Here is a 19,338-nt window from a genome sequence, read left to right as displayed (position 1 = left end):
AGCTCGCCGGCGGTGTCCACCGTCTCGACGGCCAGCTCATGGTCGTCCTCGACGTCGATCGCGTCCTCGAGCTCGCGCCCGATATGATGGCGGCTTGATACGCCGGCACATCCGCCGACGTACCTGCAATTGGAAGTGCCCCCGCAAAAGGGGGGGAAGCAGAGGTTCACATGCGAACTTGTCTCGTCGTTGATGATTCCAGCGTCATCCGCAAGGTTGCGCGCCGGATCCTGGAGGGCCTCGACTTCCAGATCCTCGAAGCCGAGGACGGTGAGAAGGCGCTGGAGGCCTGCAAGCGCGGCTTGCCCGATGCGGTGCTGCTGGACTGGAACATGCCGGTGATGGACGGCTATGAGTTCCTCGGCCATCTCCGGCGCATGCCCGGCGGCGACCAGCCCAAGGTGGTGTTCTGCACCACCGAGAACGACGTCGCGCATATCGCGCGCGCGCTGCACGCTGGCGCCAACGAGTACATCATGAAGCCCTTCGACAAGGACATCGTGACGGCGAAATTCCAGGAAGTCGGCCTTATCTGAGCGACCGCCCTGGAGGCTGAACGGCTCCTTCGGCGTTTGTTTTAACTGACCGTTTCAGTCTGAGTTGGTGAGTAATGAGTGTTGCGTTCGCAGGTAATTCGACCCCGGGCTCGTCGCGGGAAGCCGGACCGTTGCGGGTGATGGTCGTCGATGACTCCGTCGTCATCCGCGGTCTGATCTCGCGCTGGATCGGCGCCGAGCACGACATGGAGGTCGCGGCCTCGCTGCGCACCGGGCTCGAGGCGGTCAACCAGATCGAACGCATCAATCCCGATGTTGCCGTGCTCGATATCGAAATGCCCGAGCTCGACGGCATCTCGGCGCTGCCGCAACTTCTGGCGAAGAAGCGCGATCTCGTCATCATCATGGCCTCGACGCTGACCCGCCGCAACGCGGAGATCAGCTTCAAGGCGTTGTCGCTCGGCGCCGCCGACTACATTCCGAAGCCGGAATCGACGCGCGAGGCTTCGGCTGCGGACATCTTCCATCACGACCTGATCCAGAAAATCCGCCACCTCGGCGCACGGCTGCGCCGCAAGGCCGCGGTTGCGAGCCCGCCGCTCGCGCCCGCAAGCCCGGCTCCGGCGACACGTGGGCCGGTTGTCGCGCGGCCTGCCGCGTCCGCGGCGGCTCCGGCTTTGCATGCGTCGTCGTCCTCGCCGCTATCCACGCGTCCGTTCTCGACCCAAGCCCCGAGGGTGCTGCTGATCGGCTCATCGACCGGCGGTCCTCAGGCCCTGATGGCGCTCGTCGCCGAGCTTGGCCCCGTGATCGACCGCGTCCCGGTGCTGATTACCCAACACATGCCGCCTACCTTCACCACCATTCTCGCCGAGCATCTGGCACGCACGAGCCGGAAGCCGGCGGCGGAGGCGGTCGACGGCGAGCCGGTGAAGCCGGGCCGCATCTATCTTGCGCCGGGCGGCAAGCACATGCGCGTCGTGCGTAGCGGCGCCGACGTGGCGATCGCGCTCGACGACGGTCCCGCCGTCAATTTCTGCAAGCCCGCGGTCGATCCGCTGTTCACGTCCGCCATCGACATCTGGCATGGCGCCATCCTGTCCGTGATCCTGACGGGCATGGGCTCGGACGGCATGCGCGGCGGCAAGGACATCGTCGCCGCCGGCGGCAGCGTGATCGCGCAGGACGAAGCCTCCAGCGTGGTCTGGGGCATGCCGGGCGCAGCCGCCAATGCCGGCATCTGCGCGGCGATCCTGCCGCTCAACCAGATCGGCGCCAGGGTCAATCGCCTGTTTGCGGGAGACCGTTCGTGACGCCTGTTGACTACGACTATCTACGCAAGTTCCTGAAAGAGCGCTCCGGCCTCGATCTCTCGCCGGACAAGCAGTATCTGGTCGAGAGCCGGCTGCTGCCGCTGGCCCGCAAGGCGAGCCTCGCCGGGATTCCCGATCTCGTGCTGAAGATCAGGAATGGCGACGGACGGCTTGCGAGCGATGTGGTCGAAGCGATGACCACCAACGAGACTTTCTTCTACCGCGACAAGATCCCGTTCGATCACTTGCGCGAAACGATTCTGCCGGGACTGCTTCGAGCGCGCGCGGCGCGCAAGTCGCTGCGCATCTGGTCGGCGGCGTCGTCGACGGGACAGGAGCCGTATTCGATTGCGATGTGCGTGAAGGAGATGGGCGCAGCCTTCGCCGGCTGGCGCATCGAGATCGTGGCCACCGATCTGTCGCAGGAGGTACTGGAGAAATCCAAGGCCGGCGTTTACAGCCAGTTCGAGGTGCAGCGCGGCCTGCCGATCCAGCACCTGATGAAATACTTCACGCAAGCGGGCGAAGTCTGGCAGCTCAATGCCGACATTCGCGCGATGGTGCAGTTCCGCCAGCTCAATCTGTTGCAGGACTTCTCCCATCTCGGCACGTTCGACGTGATCTTCTGCCGCAATGTGCTGATCTATTTCGACCAGGACACCAAGGCCGTGATCTTCGAGCGCATGGCGAAGGTTTTGGAAGCCGACGGCACGCTGCTGTTGGGCGCCGCCGAATCCGTCGTCGGAATTACCGACGCGTTCCGCCCGATCGCCGATCGTCGTGGCCTCTATCAGCTCAATCCGACGCGCTCCGGGCGCCCGATGGGTGGATTGATGCCGCCGTCATTGAAGGTAGCAGCGGCGCGGTGAGATGCGTTCTTCCCCTCTCCCCTTGCGGAAGAGGGTGGCTCGCCGCGTAGCGGCGAGACGGGTGAGGGGTTCTATCCGCGAGCCCACCGACACTTGAACTCGCGGATAGAACCCCTCATCCGGCGCTTCGCGCCACCTTCTCCCACAAGGGGAGAAGGAATGAAGAGCGCACCTCACAAGATCGCATGCGGCAGAAACCGCGAGCCGTTGCCGGTGATCGGGCTTTCGTTCTCGCGGATCGACAGGCCGCAGGGTTCGTGATCCACCAGCCAGCTTCCGATCACGGGATAGAAGCCGGAAAAATTCGGCAGCGGCGCGAGCGCCTGCCGCACGAATCCTTCGGCGCCGTAGGGGCCTGCCTGCTCGTCGAGCGGCATTCCACCAGACACCAGCGTGACATTGGCCCCTTCGCGCGACAGCAGCGGCTTGCGCACATAGGAGCTACCGAGCTCGGCTGCCCGCGGATCGTCCTCGAAGAACGCCGGTAGCAGATTGGGATGGTTCGGAAACATCTCCCATAGCAGCGGCAGGATGCCCTTGTTGGAGAGCACCGCCTTCCACGGCGGTTCGATCCAGCGTGTCTGTGCATCCTTGAGCTTTGCGCCAAAGGCGTCATGGAACATCCATTCCCAGGGATAGAGCTTGAAGGCGAGCGTGATGTCGCGGTCGTCGAGATCGACGAAGCCGCCGGTATCATTGCGCCAGCCGATCGCCTCGATGTCGAATAGCGTGGTCGTCAGTCCCGCCTGGCGCGCGGTATCTTCGAGATAAGCGAGCGTGCCGGCGTCCTCCTCATTGCCCGTGGTGCCGGTGAGATGGACGTGGCGGGTAGCGGCAATCTGCTTCCAGGCTTCGATCAATCGTTCGTGGATGGAGTTGAACTGGTCGGCCCGCGACGGGATGATGCGCCGTTCGATCGCCTGTTCGAGCCAGGTCCATTGAAAGACCGCGGCTTCGAAAATCGAGGTCGGCGTATCCGCGTTGTATTCGAGCAGCTTTGCCGGTCCCTTGCCGTCGAATTTCAGATCGAGCCGGCCATAGAGGCTGCGGTCGTCTCGTGCCCAGCTCTCGGCGATCAGGCTCCAGAACGCCTCCGGTATCTTCAAGCGCTGCAGATGGCGCTCGTCGCCGATCACGCGGCCGGCGAGCTCCAGGCACATCGCGTCGATCTCGCCGGTCGGCGCCTCGATGCCACGCTCGATCTCGTCGAGCGTGAAGGCGTAATAGGCGCGTTCGTCCCAATAGCGCTCACCGTCGATGGTGTGGAAGGCGAAGCCGCATTGTTCGGCGGTCTGCCGCCAGTCGTCGCGCTCGGGGCAGACGATGCGTTGCATGGGTCAGCCGCCGCCGGAGAAGCCATGGCCAAACGAGCCGAAGCCGCCGCGGCTCACGCCGCCGGAGCCTGAATCGGACGACGTTCCGGACGAGGAATGGCTCGAGGAGTCGCTGCTGAAGAAACTCGATCGCGACGAACTGCCGCCGCCGCTGGAGGAGCTGCGGCTGCTGCTGCACGAGGTGCTCGCTTGCACCGCCGGGTCCATGCCGGCAGGGGAGGGCTCGCAATTCTGCCGCGGCATCAGTGTGTAGGCGGTGGTGCCGACCGCGATCGTGCCCATCACCAGCAGCGCGACATGGCCGGAGCGCTTCACCGGCTGTTGTGCAGGCGGCGGTCCGGCCGCCGGCCGGCGCTTGCCGAACTCCTTTTTGGAGGGCTTGCCGGCCATGTCAGTAGATCATGCAGGCGGCGTTGAGCAGGCCTGCGGCGAGCGAGGACAGCCCGAGCCAGATGGCAGCTGCAAGTTCGCCGGCGGCAATCCGCGCCGACAGGTTCGGCACCGGCACTCTCACCAGGAAGAACACGACGATCTGGACGATCAGCGCGATCATCGCCCAGATCAGGCAGTCCAGCACATTGGCCGAATGCGCGATCGCGCTGACCAGCGGCGCCACGAAGCCGAGCAGGCTGAGGCCGAGTGCGATCGCCGCAGCCGGATCGTTGTCGCGGATCAGCTGGAATTCGTTATGCGTCGTGATGCGGGTGTAGACGAACAGGTACGCCACGATCGCGATCAGCCCGGTGCAGAAATAGACCAGGAAGGCGGGCAGGCCGGCCAGTGATTGCAGGATCATCGTTCCCCCATCGTGCAGCGACCATTCGTCGGCGGGGGAAGGATAGCGGTTCAACGGCGCAAGGACGATGAGGCCCCGTTCGCGTCCCCAAAAAACAAAACCCCGCCATTTGCGGCGGGGTCCAGGCTGGGAGGAGCAAGCCCCGAAGGGCTCGCGGGTAAAACCCAGGATCAGGCGGGGATGCGCTCTTCGACCTCGTGCGGCTCGCGCAGCACGTAGCCGCGGCCCCACACGGTCTCGATGAAGTTGCGGCCTTCGGAGGCATTGGCGAGCTTCTTGCGGAGCTTGCAGATGAAGACGTCGATGATCTTCAGCTCGGGCTCGTCCATGCCGCCATAGAGGTGGTTGAGGAACATTTCCTTGGTGAGGGTCGTGCCCTTGCGGAGCGAGAGCAGCTCCAGCATCTGGTATTCCTTGCCGGTCAGATGCACGCGCTGACCGCCGACTTCCACGGTCTTGGTGTCGAGGTTGACGACGAGGTCGCCGGTCTGGATCACCGACTGGGCATGGCCCTTGGAGCGGCGCACGATCGCGTGGATGCGGGCAACCAGCTCGTCCTTGTGGAAGGGCTTGGTCATGTAGTCGTCGGCGCCGACGCCGAGACCCTTGACCTTGTCCTCGATGCCGGCGAGGCCGGAGAGGATCAGAATGGGTGTCTTGATCTTGGAGACCCGAAGCTGCTTGAGCACGTCGTAGCCGGACATGTCGGGCAGGTTGAGGTCGAGAAGGATAATGTCGTAATCGTATAATTTACCGAGATCGACGCCTTCTTCCCCCAAATCGGTCGTGTAGACGTTGAAGCTCTCAGACTTCAACATCAGCTCGATCGACTGCGCGACGGCGCTGTCATCTTCAATCAGCAAAACGCGCATGCCAGTTCCCCATAGTCGCCGCTCCTGGGCGTCAGGTCGGCCGCATTCGCGGCACACAACAAAACGCCTTTGAACAACTGATTCGGATCCTGACAACAGATGGTTAACAAATTCTGATTCTGGAACGCAAGCCCTGTAGATGCAATTTTCGTCGAATCGCCCTAAGGTCTTGTGTGCGAAGCAGCTTTCGTTATCCGGTTGCGTTCAAGTTCCACTTTAAGAGACGGGCCTAACCGACTCTCGCGACTCAGCCTTCTTCTGAAGGGGAGCCACGCTCAGTCACAAAGACAGTGACGCAATGATTAACGATGCGGGTAAACACGAAGTTAAGCGCCGTTCAGAAATATGGCGAAACTTAAGGTTCTCGCCACGAAACCCCGGATTATGAAGGCGATCACCCTCATGAAGGCCCTCTTGTGAAGGCTCTTGCCGAACAGATCGGCGACATTGACGGCATCAATATTTATGGCCGTGTGGTCGGCGTGCGCGGCCTGATGGTCGAGGTCGCCGGTCCGATCCATGCGATGTCGGTCGGCGCGCGGCTCGTGATCGAGACCGGCGGCAACCGTTCCATCCCCTGCGAGGTGATCGGCTTCTCCGGCAACAACGCCGTCGTGATGCCGTTCGCCGGTCTGGACGGCGTACGGCGCGGCTGCAAGGCCGTCATCGCCAATGCCGCAAATCAGGTGCGGCCTTGCGCGGCCTGGCTCGGCCGCGTCGTCAATGCGCTGGGGGAGCCGATCGACGGCAAGGGGCCGCTGCCGCAGGGCCCGGCGCCGATGCCGTACCGCAATTCGCCGCCGCCGGCGCACTCGCGCAAGCGCGTCGGCGCGCCGCTCGATCTCGGCGTGCGCGCGATGAACACCTTTCTGACCTGTTGCCGCGGCCAGCGCATGGGCATCTTCGCAGGCTCCGGCGTCGGCAAGTCGGTGCTGCTGTCGATGCTTGCGCGCAACGTCGATGCCGCCGTCAGCGTCATCGGGCTGATCGGCGAACGCGGCCGCGAGGTGCAGGAATTCTTGCAGGACGACCTTGGCGAGGAGGGCCTGGCCCGTTCCGTGGTCGTGGTCGCGACCTCCGACGAGCCGGCGCTGATGCGCCGCCAGGCCGCGTATCTGACGCTTGCGATTGCCGAATATTTTCGCGACGAGGAGCAGGACGTCCTTTGCCTGATGGATTCGGTGACGCGCTTTGCCATGGCCCAGCGCGAGATCGGCCTGTCCGCGGGCGAGCCGCCGACCGCCAAGGGCTACACGCCGACCGTGTTCACTGAGCTGCCGAAGCTTCTGGAGCGCGCGGGTCCGGGTCTCGGAGAGGGCGCCATCACCGCCATCTTCACGGTGCTGGTCGATGGCGACGACCACAACGAGCCGATTGCGGATGCCGTCCGCGGCATCCTCGACGGCCACATCGTGATGCAGCGCTCGATCGCCGAGCGCGGCCGCTACCCCGCCATCAACATCCTCAAATCCGTCTCCCGCACCATGCCGAAATCGGCCGACCCGCAGTTCTGGCCGACCATCCAGAAGGCGCGGGCGGTGATGGCGACCTATGCCGACATGGAAGAATTGATCCGTCTGGGCGCCTACCGCGCCGGCTCCAGCCCCGAGGTCGACGAGGCGATCCGCCTGCACGAGCCGCTGGAGGCCTTCCTGCGCCAGCGCAAGGACGAAAATGCATCCCTGGCGGACGGCTACCGCCAGTTGGCGCAAATCCTTGGTGATTTGGAAACGGAACGCTAACTTTGTCCCGTCATCATCCCATCCCACAGAGTAGTAGAGCCGGTCTTGGCCCCCGTCGGGCCTGTGGGGAGACCGGTGTTGTCCCACGTGCAGCCAAGGGACTTCTGGGGAGTACGAGTCGATGAAGTCACGTGATACACTCATCCGCCTGAAGAAATTTCAGGTCGACGAGAAGCGCCGCCGGGTCACCCAGATCGAGACCATGATCGCCGACTTCCAGCGGATGTCGACCGATCTTGAACGCGAGATCTCGACCGAGCAGGAGCGCGCCGGGATCAACGATCCCTCGCACTTCGCCTATCCGACCTACGCCAAGGCTGCCATCCAGCGTCGCGAGAACCTGACCCGCTCGGCCGACGAGCTGAAGGGCCAGCTCGACGAAGCCAAGGCTGCGCTGGCCGAAGCCTTCGAGGAGCTGAAGAAGGTCGAGCTCCTTGACGAGCGCGATCAGGCCCGCGAACGCGCCGAGGAAAACGCCCGCGAGCAGGCCGATCTCGACAGCATCGGCCTGATGCGTGCCCGCATGGGCGCCGTCGCCTGAGACGCTAGCCGCCAGACCTGCGAGAATTTGCAGAACCCGGACCCCAAGGTCCGGGTTTTCGCATGCCCTGTCCACAGTGTGGCGCCGCGCCCCCTTGGTGGTCGGCTTTGTCGGGCGCTATGGTGGCGGAGTGCCAGCGCCTGCGCGGAATGCGACGGGCCGCGCATTGGGGGGCTGAATGCTGACGCCAGCAGAGCTGGTCGGGCTGATTGGGGCGATGGCGCAGGGCGATCAGGCCGCGTTCGAGCGCCTCTACGTCGCCACGCGCGCGAAACTCTATGGCGTCGTGCTCCGTATCTTGCGCCGACAGGATCTCGCAGAGGAGGTCATTCAGGAGACCTACGTCAAGATCTGGAACAGCGCCGGCCAGTTCAATCCCGCTCTCGCGTCGCCGATCACATGGATGGCGTCGATCGCGCGCAACCGCGCCATCGACATCGTGCGCAAGAAGACGGAAGTCTCCATCGAGGAAGAGCCCCAGGCGATGGAAGTCGCAAGCGACAGCCCCGATCCGCTGGCGCGGAGGGAGATGACCGAGGAATTGAAGCGGCTGCTGGAATGTATCGGCCGGCTCGAGCCGGACCGTCAGAGGCTCGTGCTTCTCGCCTATTACAACGGCTGGAGCCGCGAGCAATTGGCGGAGAAATTCGCGGCGCCCGTCAACACGGTGAAGACGTGGCTTCGGCGCAGCATGATGGATATTCGCGAATGTCTCGGGCTATGAGATTCGGGCTACGGGAGCTCATACGGTGAGGGTGGGTCTGGACCGCAAGTGATGGCCTATACGGAGGACCATATCGCGCTCGCCGCGGAATATGCGCTCGGCACGCTCGACGCCGGCGAGCGCGCGCAGGTCGAGACAATGATGGCGGTGGACAAGGCGTTCGCCGATGTCGTGCAGGCGTGGGCATTCCGGCTCGGCGTCCTCAACCAGATGGTCGGCTCGATCGAGCCGCGTCCGATCGTGTGGGAGAACATCAGGTCCGAGCTCGCGCGGACGGGCTTTGCGCAGGATCCGCCAGCACTGCCGGACGCAGCGCCGCCGCCACCTGTGCCGGAATATTCCTCGCCCGAGACCGTGCCTCCGCAGGTGCCGTCGGAGAATATGCAGCCGGCGCCGCAGCCTCCTGAAGCGGAGCAGCCTGCCGCGGCGCGACTTGAGACCGATGCGATTCCCGACGTCGTGCCGATATTCATGCCGCAGGTCCACGCGCCGGACCCGGAGGTCGCGCGTGCGCCACCGCCGCCGGTTGCCGACAACAGCAACGTGATCCGGCTCGAGGGCCGCGCGAAGCGCTGGCGCACCATCGCATCCGCCGTCGGCGCGCTCGCGGCCGCGCTGCTCGTGACGCTGTCGCTTCAGATCTTCCTGCCCGACGCGCTGCCGGGCGGCCTGCGACCGGCACCGCGCATCCAGACCGTCGAGGTGAAGACACCGGCGCCGCTCCCGGCGTCGTCGCAATATGTCGCCCTGTTGCAGGGCCAGGGCGGAGGTCCCGCCTTCATCCTCACCATCGACGGCGCGACCAAGAACTTTACGGTGCGTAAAGTGGGCGCGACACCGGAGCCCGGCAAGAGTTTCGAGCTCTGGCTGATCTCCGACAAGCTGCCGCGTCCGCGTTCGCTCGGCGTGATCGGCGCCGGCGATTTCACCGCACGACCGGTGCTCGGCTCGTACGATGCCGACGTCGTCAACGGCGCGACCTACGCCGTCACGCTCGAGCAGGCGGGCGGTTCGCCCAACGGCCAGCCGACCTCGGCGCCAGTGTTTTCCGGCAAGCTGATCGAAACCGTGCCGCCGTCACAGCCGCAGGCGCCCGCGAAGAAGTAGGTTTCCATTGTCGTCCTGGCGAAAGCCAGGACCCATTGCCCCAAGAGCTTATTGCAAGAGTGAGCGCTGGCAACACGGGTGAGCAACCACTCAATCTCGGGGTAATGGGTCCTGGATCGGCGCTCGCTCTGTTCGCTTGTCCAGGACGACACCGGGGGCATTGGACGCTTCAACATCGTGGTGGCAATGCCTGATCGGTTCTGTCGCCAAGGTCCGTCCCGCCGTCGTCTTCCGACAAATTCCGCCGAATCCGCCCTCGATTTGAACCTCTCCGCGCTTCGCGGCGTCAAATGCCCGGAATTTGCAGTCGGCGCCCCCCAATCATGGTGCCGGAGAGGGGCGAGAAATCAGATGGATGCAGCGAAAACGTCGGGCATCTTCATTCACCAATATGCGGGGCTGCCACACGGCCCGGCCTTCGAGCATTGGCGCGAGCGGACTTTCGGGGCCTGCGGCCTCGATATTGGGCCGAGCCGAGGCGATAGCATCGATTGCCGGCTCCAGGTCAGCGTGGTCGACAATATCGCGCTCGCCATTCCCGAAGGCGCCTCCGCGCAATATTCACGCACCCAGAGCCATCTTGCCGACGGCAGCGACGATCTCGTCCTGATCGCCGCGCATGCGGGCCTCGTCCGCGTCGGGCAGAACGGCCATGCCGTGGAGCTTGCGCCCGCGCAAATGGTGCTCGTCGACATGGGCATCACCGGCACCGTCGGCCACACCGAGGAAGATCGCTTCACCACCATCCGCATGCCGCGCCGCGCGCTGCTCGACATCAATCCGCGTGCCGAGGACAAGCTGTCGCAAGTGCTCTCGGACGGCGCGGTTGCCGAGACCATCTTGCGCTACCACTCCCTTGCCGCCCATCATGCGCCGCATCTCGACGCCGTCGGCCAGCGCCTCACCGCGCAGCACATGGTCGATCTCGTCGGCCTCCTGCTCGGCACCGACGCCGAACATGCAAGTCTCGCGCGCGGGCGAGGTCATGCGGCGGCCCGTCTCGATCTCATGCGCGCCGACGTGATGGCTGCGCTTGGCCGCAACGATCTCTGCCTGTCCGAGATTGCCACGCGCTCCGGCTTGAGCCCGCGCCAGGCACAGCGTCTGTTCGAGCAGGCCGGAACGACCTTCACCGAGTTCGTGCTGGAACAGCGACTGCTGCAGGCGCGCAAGCTGCTCAGTGATCCCCGCGCCAGGACCCGCAAGATCAGCGACATCGCGCATTCGTCAGGCTTCTCCGATCTGTCCTATTTCAACCGCGCCTTCCGCAAGCGCTTTGCCGCGACGCCGTCGGAACTGCGCGAGGCCTGAGCCGCGCCGAGAATTTGTGCGGCGCGCCGGTGCCACCGCAGTTGGTCCGCCGGGCTGGATGAGTTATATCTGTCTGCGCGGTCAGACCGCCTGATCGTTCGTCGCTTCGTCGTCGCTCTCTTGGGAAATGCAGTCAACGGACATGGCGCGTATCGTCGTGCTCGGCGCCGGGTTTGCAGGTCTGTGGGCGGCCATCGGTGCCGCACGCAAGCGCGAGGAGATCGGCGCGGCCGGCGGTGACATCGAGATTCGTGTCATCGATCGCAATCCCTATCACAACATCCGCGTCCGCAATTACGAGGCCGACCTCAGCGAGGTCGCGCTTCCGCTGCCGCAACTGCTCGATCCGATCGGCGTCAGTCAAGGGATCGGCGAGGTCGAAGCCATCGATCCGGTACGGCGCGAGATTTCGCTGGTGACGGATGGCGGCGACGAGACGCTGGCTTATGACCGGCTGGTGCTGGCGCTCGGCAGCGAAGTGATGCGTCCGGACATTCCCGGCCTTGCCGAGCATGCTTTCGATGTCGACACTTATGCAGCAGCGCTCCGCCTCGAGGATCATCTCAATTCGCTCGGACGCAGCGCGCCTTCGCCGGGGCGCTCGACGATCGTCGTGGTCGGCGCCGGCTTCACCGGCATCGAGGTCGCGGCCGAGATGCCCGACAGGCTGGCGCGCGCCGGCATCACGGGGAGCCGCCGCGTCATCCTGGTCGATCCCAATCCTGCGGTGGGCGCCACGATCGGCGCACATGCACGTCCCGTCATTGATACGGCGTTGGCCGCGCTCGACGTCGAGACACGGCTTGGCGTCCGCGTCGTCTCCGTCGAGGCCGCCGGCCTGCGCCTGAGCTCGGGCGAGTTCATTCCGACACGGACGGTGATCTGGTGTGCCGGGATGCGCGCGAGCCCCTTGGCGGCGAGCTTCCCGGACGCACGCGATCGCCTTGGGCGGCTTCTGGTCGATCCCATGATGCGGGTCGCGGATGTCGGCGGCGTGTTCGCGGCCGGCGACGTCGCCTCGAGCGTGGTCGACGGCTTGCATCCAACCGTGATGTCCTGCCAGTTCGCGCGTCCCATGGGCCGCTTCGCCGGCCACAATGTGGTCGCCGATCTCGCGGGCCTGCCGATGCTGCCGCTGCGGATCGACTGGTACGTGACCGTGCTCGATCTCGGCGGCTGGGGCGCGCTCTACACGGAAGGGTGGGACCGCGAAGTCCGCGCCACCGGCGCGGCCGCGAAGGCAACCAAGCAGACGATCAACCGCAAGCGCATCTATCCGCCGTTGTCGGGCAGCAAGGACGAGCTATTCGCTGCGGCAGTCCCAACCGTGCAGGCGCCGCCGCCGACGTATGGGGCGCGGTAGTATCCGTGCCTGTTGCGGGATGACGGCGGTACGTTTTCCATCGTCATTGCGAGCGTAACGAAGCAATCCAGAATGTCTCTGCGGAGGGATTCTGGATTGCTTCGTCGCAAGAGCTCCTCGCAATGACGCAGCTGCACGCGCGTGCGCTCACGGTGACGACATACCCCAGACATGAGAAAGCGCCCGTGGGGGGCGGGCGCTTTCTGTAGTCGACTTGGGGTTGGGGTCGTCTACATATCCACGTGGCGACTTTGGGGGGCTGATAAAGAGCCGCGTGAATTCCTGAAACTCAAATCTCCTTAGCGAACGAGGGAAACGTTCGAGCTGGTGATAGCGATCGGCTTGCCCGCCTTCATGACGCGAGCGGTCTGGGTCAGGCCTTCATCTGAACTCGTACGCGCGGTGATCCCGAGACCCGCCACCGTGATGCCGGCAACGAGCGCGACAACCACGATCTTGAGGTGGGTCGAGCGATCTGCGCTGTAAATCGAGTGGTTCATGGAAGGCTCCTGCCGCCATCTACCCGAAGTAGTCGCCTGCGTGCTTGGACAGGTTCATGCTTCCGGTGCCTAACAACCTAGTATTGGGGGGATTCGTTCCCAAGAGGCGATCACAAGGGCGTGACAGGACGTGAGAAGCCGCGATCAGAAACGACCCTCGATCGTGCAATTTAGCAATTATTTCAAAGCTGTAATGTGTCTGCCAAGCGCCTTGCCCGCCGTCGATCGGCAAGGCGCCAAAACCTGAAAAACCATTTGCCTGTGGCCAAAAAACACACGGCTTCTTAAGGCAAATCAGATGCTTCCGACCGTTTTCAACCTCGCCCTGGGGTGGATTTCAGCCTGCGACAGCACGGTCGTCTGGGCCCGGAACCGCTCGACCAGGGAACGCACGAAGGGACGAATTGCCGCAGAGGTGACCAGCACCGGGGCCTCGCCTTCACGCGCCGCGCGCTCGAAGGCGTCGCGCACGCCGGTCATGAACTCCGACAGCTTCGAGGGCTGCATCGCGAGGCTGCGCTCCTCGCCTTGGCCGATAATGGATTCGGCGAAGGCTTGTTCCCAACGGGCCGACAGCGCGATCAGCGGCAGGTAGCCGCTGTAAGAGGTGTTCTGCGCACAGATCTGCCGCGCCAGGCGGGCGCGGACGTGCTCGACCATGGTGGCCGGATTGCGCGAGAAGGCGAGCGAGTCGGCGATGCCTTCGAGGATGGTCGAGAGGTCGCGGATCGAGATGCGCTCGGCGAGCAGCAGCTGCAGCACGCGCTGGATGCCGGAGACGGTGACCTGTCCGGGCACGATGTCCTTGACCAGCTCGCCCTGCTCCTTCGGCAGCTCCTTGAGCAGCTTCTGCACCTCGCCATAGGAGAGCAGGTCCGACATGTTGGCCTTGAGCAGCTCGGTGAGGTGGGTCGAGAGCACGGTCGCGGCGTCGACGACGGTATAGCCCTTGAGCGAGGCCTCCTCCTTGAGGCTGGCATCGACCCAGGTTGCGGGCAGGCCGAAGGTCGGCTCGGTGGTGTGGATGCCGGGCACCTGCACCTGGCTGCCGCCGGGGTCCATGACCATGAACTGGTTCGGCCAGATCTTGCCGGTGCCGGCGTCGACCTCTTTGATCTTGATGATGTAGGTGTTGGCTTCGAGCTGGACGTTGTCGAGGATGCGCACGGCGGGCATCACAAAACCCATCTCGATCGCGAGCGAGCGGCGAAGCGCCTTGATCTGCTCGGTGAGGCGGTCGGTGCCGTCGGGGCCATTGACCAGCGGCAGCAGGGCATAGCCGAGCTCGATCTTGAGATCGTCGATCTTCAACGCCGCGGAGATCGGCTCCTCCGCCGCAGCGGAGCCGGCTGCGCCCGGCGTTCCCGGCGCAGGTGCGGTCTTCGCGACTTCCTCAGCCCTGGCAGTCGCCCGGTTGCGGTTGCGGGCGTGCCAGGCGAGCGCACCGGCGCCGGAGCCGAGCGCCAGGAAGGGAAGGGTCGGGATGCCCGGCAGGGCCGCCAGCACCAGCATGACCGCCGCGGACATTGCGAGCGCCTGCGGATATCCGGAGAACTGCTTCATCAACGCCTTGTCGGCGGCGCCGGACACGCCGGCCTTGGAGACGAGCAGGCCGGCCGCGGTCGAAACGATCAGCGCCGGCACCTGGGTGACGAGGCCGTCACCGACGGTCAGCAGCGTGTAGCTGCGGCCGGCATCGGCAAAGGACAGACCCTGCTGCGCCACGCCGATGATCATGCCGCCGACGACGTTGATGAAGACGATCAGGAGGCCGGCGATGGCATCGCCGCGGACGAATTTGGAGGCACCGTCCATGGCGCCGAAGAAGCCGCTCTCGTCCTCCAGATCCTTCCGCCGCTGCTTGGCGACCGTCTCGTCGATCAGGCCGGCGGAGAGGTCGGCGTCGATCGCCATCTGCTTGCCGGGCATGGCGTCGAGGTGGAAGCGTGCCGCGACTTCGGCGATACGGCCCGAACCCTTGGTGATGACGACGAAGTTGACGATGATCAGGATGGCGAAGACGATGATACCGATGACGAAATTGCCGCCCATCACGAAGCTGCCGAAGGCTTCGATGACATGACCGGCGGCATCCGTGCCCTCGTGCCCGTGCGACAGGATCAGGCGGGTCGAGGCCATGTTGAGCGACAGCCGCAGCATGGTCGAGATCAGCAGAACGGTCGGAAAAGCGGAGAATTCCAGCGGCGCCTGGATGAACAGCGACGTCATCAGGATCAGGATCGAGAGTGTGATCGAAATCGCCAGGAACAGGTCCAGCACTATCGCAGGCAGCGGAAGGATCAGCACCACCAGGATGGTGAGAACGCCGAGCGCGAGCGCGATATCGCCGCGCTTGAGGATGTTGCCGACTTCGGCAAGGGTCGGGAAACCGGCGTTCGTGCTGCCTACGCCCTGTCCTGCGGTGACGTCGACCATGGTAGCTGCCCCTCCGCGCGACTGCCGTCCGCGCGCCCCAAATGTCTGCGCGGCGGCCGAGGGGCCGCCGTTCCGAAAGTGAGGCACCGCACTGGCGTCCACGGGAGCTCCCGTTCTACGCGGCTGACGACACTCGACTCCACTGGGCAATTCTTGCCGGGTGTATGGTTAGCAAAGGGTTAATAAAGGGTGCGGCATGGGGGCTGACCGGGGTATTTCGGCCATCTGGCAGGCAAGCAGTCGTCATGCCCGGCTTGTCCCGCCGAAGGCGTGGATGGCCGGGACGAGCCCGGCCATGATTTGTGGAAGCGTCTGGGGCCGATATCGGCGGACGGAGGAAGTGGCCCTACTTCGCCTTCTCCATCCGGGTCACCGTATAGCCCGAAGTCGCCTCTTCGGCTTCGAAAGTCACCTTGTCGCCGACCTTCACCTGCTTGAGCACGGCCGGGTCCTTGACGCGGTAGATCATGGTCATGGGTTCATCCATGCCGAGGTTCTTCGCGGGCCCGTGCTTGAGCGTGATCTTGCCGGCGCCCTCGTCGATCTTCTTGACCTCGCCGCTGATCGCGGCGCCCTGGGCTGCCAGGGCACCTGTGGCAAGGCCGACGGCCAGCGCCAGCGCGGCGGCGATACGGATGATGCGGTCCATGGGAGCCTCCCTTGCGTTACTTCACGGTGACGTGGCCGACCATGCCGTAGTCGCGGTGGTCGGGAATCAGGCAGGAAAATTCGAACGTGCCGGCCTTGCTGAACTTCCAGAGGATCTCGGCTGTCTTGCTCGGCGCGAGCCTGACCCCGTTGGGATCGTCATGCTCCATGTGCGGGTGCTTCTTCATCTCCACCGCATGCGCGAGATTCTCCTTTGTGGTGGCGAGCAGGAATTCATGGTCCTCCTTACCGACATTGCGCAGCACGAAGCGAATCTGCTCGCCGCGTTTGACCTCGATCCTGGCGGGGGCATAGTCCATCTCGTTCAGCAGGATCTCGATGGTGCGCGCGGGCTTTTTGGGATCGCCGGGCTCGCCGGCCGAAAAGGTGCCGTGCCCGTGCTGGTCGTGGGCCAAGGCCGGCGCGGTGGAAAGCGCGGCCAGCGCGAGACCGAGCTTGATCGTCGTCTTCATTGGTAGCTCCAGTTGGTGGTGGTTCATCGAAACGCTCACATCTTCATGTTCTTCATCGGCGGTCCGCCTGGTTGTTGCCGCACGGGCTCCGGGGCCGGCGGCGTGACCTCGTAGGCGACGGTGCCCTGCGGGAATTGGTAGGGGCCGGGATCGCGATAATCGTCCCGCGCGAGGCCTTCGCGGATCTTCATCACCGTGAACATGCCGCCCATCTCGATCGGGCCGAACTGACCGGTGCCGGTCATCATCGGCAGCGTGTTGTCGGGCGCGGGCATCTCCATGTTGCCCATCGCCATGCCGGTCGAGCCCATCGCCATGCCGTCAGGCGCGAGCTTGCCGACCGCCTTGGCGAGATCCTTGCGCGACACCCCGATCATATTGCGCATGTCGTGTCCCATCGCATTCATGGTGTGATGCGACTTGTGGCAGTGGAACGCCCAGTCGCCGGGGTTGTCGGCGAGCACGTCGAACACCCTGACAGCGCCGACCGGTACGTCCGTCGTCGTCTCCGGATATTGCGCGCTCTCCGGAATCCAGCCGCCGTCGGTGCAGGTCACCGCAAAGCTGTGGCCGTGCAAATGGATCGGATGGTTGGTCATGCTGAGATTGCCGATGCGCACGCGCACCTTGTCGCCGAGCCTGACCGGCAGCGGATCGATGCCGGGAAACACCCGCGCATTCCAGGTCCACATGTTGAAGTCGGTCATCTCGTTGACCTTCGGCAGATAAGTGCCGGGATCGACGCGATAGGTGCTCATGACGAAGACGAAGTCGCGGTCCACGGCCCGAAAGCTCGGGTCGCGCGGATGCACGACGACCATGCCCATCATGCCCATCGCCATCTGCACCATCTCGTCCGAATGCGGATGGTACATGAAGGTCCCGCTCTTCCTCATCTCGAACTCGTAGACGAAGGTTTTTCCCGGCTGGATGTGCGGCTGGGTAAGTCCGCCGACACCGTCCATGCCGCTGGGAATGATCATGCCGTGCCAGTGCACGGTGGTGTATTCGGGCAGCCTGTTGGTCACGAAGATGCGGACCTTGTCGCCCTCGACGGCCTCGATCGTCGGGCCCGGTGACTGGCCGTTATAGCCCCACAAATTCACCTTCATGCCCTCGGCGAATTCGCGCACCACGGGCTCGGCAACGAGATGGAATTCCTTCCAGTCGCCGTTCATCCGGAACGGCAGCGACCAGCCGTTCAGCGTGACGACGGGTCGATAGTCCGGCCCGCTGACGGGGTGCAGCGGCGGCTTCATCACGACCTTGTCCATGTGCGGGGCTTCCGGAATCGAGGCGGCCTGGGCGCGGCCGCTGACGACGGATGCGCCGGCGAGCGCGGCGCTACCCAAAAATCCTCGGCGGGAAAACATGTTGGCCTCCATGTCAGTGACCGCCATCGGCAGGCGCTGCCGCGGCGAGAGTGGTTGAATTGTCGCCGTCAGCAGGCGCGCCGCCGCCATTGACGGCGGTCTGCAAGTCGGATTGGGCAAGGAAAAATCTTTGCCTGGCATCGATTGCACCGCGCAGCGACGCGAGCCGCTGCCGCGCCTCGGTGAGCAGCGCGAAGATATCGACCTGCATGCTGGAGAAGCGGAGCTGCATCTCCTCGGTGATGATTTTTCGCAAGGGGATGATCTCGCGCTGATAGTGGCTGGCGATGTCGTAGCCGGAGCGATAGACCCGATAAGCATCGCGCGCCTCGGAGCGTACATTCACGGCGCGTTCGGTCAGCCGGTTGAAGGCGAAATTGTAGGTCTCCGCCGCCTGCCGCACCCGCACTTCTCCGCCGTCGAAGATCGGGATCTGAAACTGCACGTCGAAGCCGCGCTCGCGGAACGGCGCGCCTTCCGGATCCCGGGTGCGGCGGGAGATGCCGGCGAGATCGAGCAGTGTCACGAAGCGCGTCGCCTCCGTGAGGTTCAGCGACTTTGCGAGCGCGCTCAGCTCGAGCCGCGCGATCTGCAGGTCGATGCGATGGGCGACCGCGTCGGCTTCGATCGACGGCAAAGCCTGCGGCCGGCGCGGCAGCGGCGGCAGTTGATTGGGCAGCCGGAAGTCGAGCCCGCCGTCCCACAGCCCCATCAGGCGCGCCAGCTTTTCGCGCGCGCTCGTCGCCGTCTGTCGCGCGGTGGCGAGGTCGGCGGTGGTTTCGGCGTAAAACACCTGTTCTCGGGCCTGATCGAGCTTGTTGATCGAGCCAGTTTCGCCGAGCTTGACCGCGAGCTGCGCGGTTGATTCCGCCGTCGCCTTCGCATCCGTCAGCAACGCCACCATCTCGTTGCCGCCAACGGCGCGCCAATAAGCGCGGCGGACATCGGCGGCAAGCCGCAACGTCGCCAGGCTTGCGCGCAATTGCGCCTGGCGGAAACGGTCGCGGGCGATTTCCGAGCGGAACGGCAGGGTGGCGAGCGCGAGGATGTCGCCGACAATTTGACGCTCGATTTCGCTGGCGCCGTTGCCCGAGATCCGGGAGACCGAGAACACGGGATTGGGCGGCAGGCTCTGCTCGACGAGATCGGTCTCGGCCAGCGCCAGCTCGTTATAAGCGGCCTGAAGCCCCTTGTTGTTGAGCAGTGCGATCTGCACGGCGGTCTCGATGCTGAGTGTTCGCGACAGCAGCTGGCGAACGCGCGCGTCGACCGCGCCGGCTCCTTCGGTTGTTCGCACAAAGGCGACATCCTTGTTGATGGTCTGGCTCGTCAGTTCCGAGACGGCCTTCATGCCGCTGTCGGGCGAGAAGGCGGCGCAGCCTGCAAGTCCAAACGAGGTGAGACCGAGCAGGCTTAGCGCGAGACGATGTGTCATGGCG

Annotated in this window: 19 protein-coding genes and 1 pseudogene; 10 read left to right on the top strand and 10 right to left on the bottom strand. The window is 64.6% G+C overall.

The features are described 5' to 3' along the window. The 4 genes and pseudogenes from IVB13_RS16695 to IVB13_RS16680 all read left to right on the top strand — a co-directional run. A pseudogene (locus IVB13_RS16695) lies at window positions 1–98 on the top strand (chemotaxis protein CheW); the annotation flags it as partial. 72 nt (window positions 99–170) lie between these two features. Beyond that, window positions 171–536 (top strand): response regulator, encoded by a 366-nt coding sequence (locus IVB13_RS16690; RefSeq protein WP_007600538.1) that lies wholly within the window; start codon window positions 171–173, stop codon window positions 534–536. A gap of 74 nt (window positions 537–610) precedes the next feature. Further along, window positions 611–1,810: a chemotaxis response regulator protein-glutamate methylesterase gene (locus IVB13_RS16685; protein WP_247294705.1), complete on the top strand. Its 1,200-nt coding sequence runs from the start codon at window positions 611–613 to the stop codon at window positions 1,808–1,810. Next, window positions 1,807–2,679: a protein-glutamate O-methyltransferase CheR gene (locus tag IVB13_RS16680; protein ID WP_085357855.1), complete on the top strand. Its 873-nt coding sequence runs from the start codon at window positions 1,807–1,809 to the stop codon at window positions 2,677–2,679. The genes IVB13_RS16685 and IVB13_RS16680 overlap by 4 nt, the downstream gene beginning before the upstream one ends. 173 nt (window positions 2,680–2,852) lie before the next feature. Here IVB13_RS16680 and IVB13_RS16675 read toward each other — a convergent pair whose 3' ends face one another. The 4 genes from IVB13_RS16675 to IVB13_RS16660 all read right to left on the bottom strand — a co-directional run bounded on the left by IVB13_RS16675 (window position 2,853) and on the right by IVB13_RS16660 (window position 5,681). Continuing rightward, on the bottom strand, window positions 2,853–4,013 hold the full coding sequence (locus tag IVB13_RS16675; RefSeq protein ID WP_247489694.1) for a glutathionylspermidine synthase family protein: 1,161 nt from the start codon (window positions 4,011–4,013) through the stop codon (window positions 2,853–2,855). 3 nt (window positions 4,014–4,016) lie between these two features. Continuing rightward, window positions 4,017–4,403, bottom strand: coding sequence for a hypothetical protein (locus tag IVB13_RS16670; protein ID WP_247489692.1), 387 nt, complete (start codon window positions 4,401–4,403; stop codon window positions 4,017–4,019). 1 nt (window position 4,404) lies between these two features. Beyond that, window positions 4,405–4,809 (bottom strand): DUF350 domain-containing protein, encoded by a 405-nt coding sequence (locus IVB13_RS16665; protein ID WP_018455720.1) that lies wholly within the window; start codon window positions 4,807–4,809, stop codon window positions 4,405–4,407. A gap of 170 nt (window positions 4,810–4,979) precedes the next feature. Next, the gene (locus IVB13_RS16660; RefSeq protein ID WP_007600544.1) at window positions 4,980–5,681 is read right to left on the bottom strand and encodes a response regulator transcription factor; all 702 of its coding nucleotides are present in this window, start codon (window positions 5,679–5,681) and stop codon (window positions 4,980–4,982) included. 416 nt (window positions 5,682–6,097) lie between these two features. On the opposite strand from IVB13_RS16660, the gene fliI reads away from it, so the two are divergent. The 6 genes from fliI to IVB13_RS16630 all read left to right on the top strand — a co-directional run bounded on the left by fliI (window position 6,098) and on the right by IVB13_RS16630 (window position 12,469). Further along, window positions 6,098–7,423 carry a flagellar protein export ATPase FliI gene (gene fliI / locus IVB13_RS16655; RefSeq protein ID WP_247489690.1) on the top strand — a complete coding sequence of 442 codons (1,326 nt, stop codon included), beginning with the start codon at window positions 6,098–6,100 and terminating at the stop codon, window positions 7,421–7,423. Between the two features lie 121 nt (window positions 7,424–7,544). Next, a complete protein-coding gene (gene fliJ / locus IVB13_RS16650) occupies window positions 7,545–7,964 on the top strand; it encodes a flagellar export protein FliJ (protein WP_007606301.1) in 420 nt (139 codons plus the stop codon). Between the two features lie 178 nt (window positions 7,965–8,142). Next, window positions 8,143–8,688: a sigma-70 family RNA polymerase sigma factor gene (locus IVB13_RS16645; protein ID WP_018455718.1), complete on the top strand. Its 546-nt coding sequence runs from the start codon at window positions 8,143–8,145 to the stop codon at window positions 8,686–8,688. A gap of 51 nt (window positions 8,689–8,739) precedes the next feature. After that, window positions 8,740–9,795, top strand: coding sequence for an anti-sigma factor (locus IVB13_RS16640; protein ID WP_247489688.1), 1,056 nt, complete (start codon window positions 8,740–8,742; stop codon window positions 9,793–9,795). A gap of 351 nt (window positions 9,796–10,146) precedes the next feature. Then, window positions 10,147–11,106: an AraC family transcriptional regulator gene (locus tag IVB13_RS16635; RefSeq protein ID WP_247489685.1), complete on the top strand. Its 960-nt coding sequence runs from the start codon at window positions 10,147–10,149 to the stop codon at window positions 11,104–11,106. Between the two features lie 142 nt (window positions 11,107–11,248). Further along, window positions 11,249–12,469 carry an FAD-dependent oxidoreductase gene (locus tag IVB13_RS16630; protein WP_247489684.1) on the top strand — a complete coding sequence of 407 codons (1,221 nt, stop codon included), beginning with the start codon at window positions 11,249–11,251 and terminating at the stop codon, window positions 12,467–12,469. 299 nt (window positions 12,470–12,768) lie between these two features. On the opposite strand, the gene IVB13_RS16625 is transcribed toward IVB13_RS16630, so the two are convergent. The 6 genes from IVB13_RS16625 to IVB13_RS16600 form a co-directional block, all read right to left on the bottom strand. Then, on the bottom strand, window positions 12,769–12,969 hold the full coding sequence (locus tag IVB13_RS16625) for a hypothetical protein (protein WP_018455714.1): 201 nt from the start codon (window positions 12,967–12,969) through the stop codon (window positions 12,769–12,771). Between the two features lie 294 nt (window positions 12,970–13,263). Further along, complete coding sequence (flhA, locus tag IVB13_RS16620; RefSeq protein ID WP_085383680.1) at window positions 13,264–15,405, bottom strand: flagellar biosynthesis protein FlhA; 2,142 nt, start codon at window positions 15,403–15,405, stop codon at window positions 13,264–13,266. Between the two features lie 346 nt (window positions 15,406–15,751). Beyond that, entirely contained in the window at window positions 15,752–16,054 is a 303-nt protein-coding gene (locus IVB13_RS16615) for a copper-binding protein (RefSeq protein WP_247489682.1), read from the bottom strand. A gap of 16 nt (window positions 16,055–16,070) precedes the next feature. Continuing rightward, window positions 16,071–16,526: a cupredoxin family protein gene (locus IVB13_RS16610; protein ID WP_085383679.1), complete on the bottom strand. Its 456-nt coding sequence runs from the start codon at window positions 16,524–16,526 to the stop codon at window positions 16,071–16,073. Between the two features lie 35 nt (window positions 16,527–16,561). Next, window positions 16,562–17,899, bottom strand: a complete 1,338-nt coding sequence (locus IVB13_RS16605; RefSeq protein ID WP_247489680.1) for a copper oxidase — start codon at window positions 17,897–17,899, stop codon at window positions 16,562–16,564. Window positions 17,900–17,912: 13 nt separating this feature from the next. Further along, entirely contained in the window at window positions 17,913–19,334 is a 1,422-nt protein-coding gene (locus IVB13_RS16600) for a TolC family protein (RefSeq protein ID WP_247489678.1), read from the bottom strand. Between the last annotated feature and the right edge of the window lie 4 nt (window positions 19,335–19,338).

Origin of the sequence: Bradyrhizobium sp. 17 (genome assembly GCF_023073515.1) — a bacterium.
In the GTDB taxonomy this organism is placed as follows: Bacteria; Pseudomonadota; Alphaproteobacteria; order Rhizobiales; family Xanthobacteraceae; genus Bradyrhizobium; species Bradyrhizobium canariense_D.
This window is presented reverse-complemented; position numbering and strand designations above follow the sequence as displayed.

Bases quoted from the DNA above. Each gene is read 5' to 3' on its own strand.
- IVB13_RS16690 (WP_007600538.1), top strand. From the start codon at position 171: ATGCGAACTTGTCTCGTCGTTGATGATTCCAGCGTCATCCGCAAGGTT.
- IVB13_RS16685 (WP_247294705.1), top strand. From the start codon at position 611: ATGAGTGTTGCGTTCGCAGGTAATTCGACCCCGGGCTCGTCGCGGGAA.
- IVB13_RS16675 (WP_247489694.1), bottom strand. From the start codon at position 4,013: ATGCAACGCATCGTCTGCCCCGAGCGCGACGACTGGCGGCAGACCGCC.
- IVB13_RS16670 (WP_247489692.1), bottom strand. From the start codon at position 4,403: ATGGCCGGCAAGCCCTCCAAAAAGGAGTTCGGCAAGCGCCGGCCGGCG.
- IVB13_RS16665 (WP_018455720.1), bottom strand. From the start codon at position 4,809: ATGATCCTGCAATCACTGGCCGGCCTGCCCGCCTTCCTGGTCTATTTC.
- IVB13_RS16660 (WP_007600544.1), bottom strand. From the start codon at position 5,681: ATGCGCGTTTTGCTGATTGAAGATGACAGCGCCGTCGCGCAGTCGATC.
- fliJ (WP_007606301.1), top strand. From the start codon at position 7,545: ATGAAGTCACGTGATACACTCATCCGCCTGAAGAAATTTCAGGTCGAC.
- IVB13_RS16645 (WP_018455718.1), top strand. From the start codon at position 8,143: ATGCTGACGCCAGCAGAGCTGGTCGGGCTGATTGGGGCGATGGCGCAG.
- IVB13_RS16640 (WP_247489688.1), top strand. From the start codon at position 8,740: ATGGCCTATACGGAGGACCATATCGCGCTCGCCGCGGAATATGCGCTC.
- IVB13_RS16635 (WP_247489685.1), top strand. From the start codon at position 10,147: ATGGATGCAGCGAAAACGTCGGGCATCTTCATTCACCAATATGCGGGG.
- IVB13_RS16630 (WP_247489684.1), top strand. From the start codon at position 11,249: ATGGCGCGTATCGTCGTGCTCGGCGCCGGGTTTGCAGGTCTGTGGGCG.
- IVB13_RS16625 (WP_018455714.1), bottom strand. From the start codon at position 12,969: ATGAACCACTCGATTTACAGCGCAGATCGCTCGACCCACCTCAAGATC.
- flhA (WP_085383680.1), bottom strand. From the start codon at position 15,405: ATGGTCGACGTCACCGCAGGACAGGGCGTAGGCAGCACGAACGCCGGT.
- IVB13_RS16615 (WP_247489682.1), bottom strand. From the start codon at position 16,054: ATGGACCGCATCATCCGTATCGCCGCCGCGCTGGCGCTGGCCGTCGGC.
- IVB13_RS16610 (WP_085383679.1), bottom strand. From the start codon at position 16,526: ATGAAGACGACGATCAAGCTCGGTCTCGCGCTGGCCGCGCTTTCCACC.
- IVB13_RS16605 (WP_247489680.1), bottom strand. From the start codon at position 17,899: ATGTTTTCCCGCCGAGGATTTTTGGGTAGCGCCGCGCTCGCCGGCGCA.
- IVB13_RS16600 (WP_247489678.1), bottom strand. From the start codon at position 19,334: ATGACACATCGTCTCGCGCTAAGCCTGCTCGGTCTCACCTCGTTTGGA.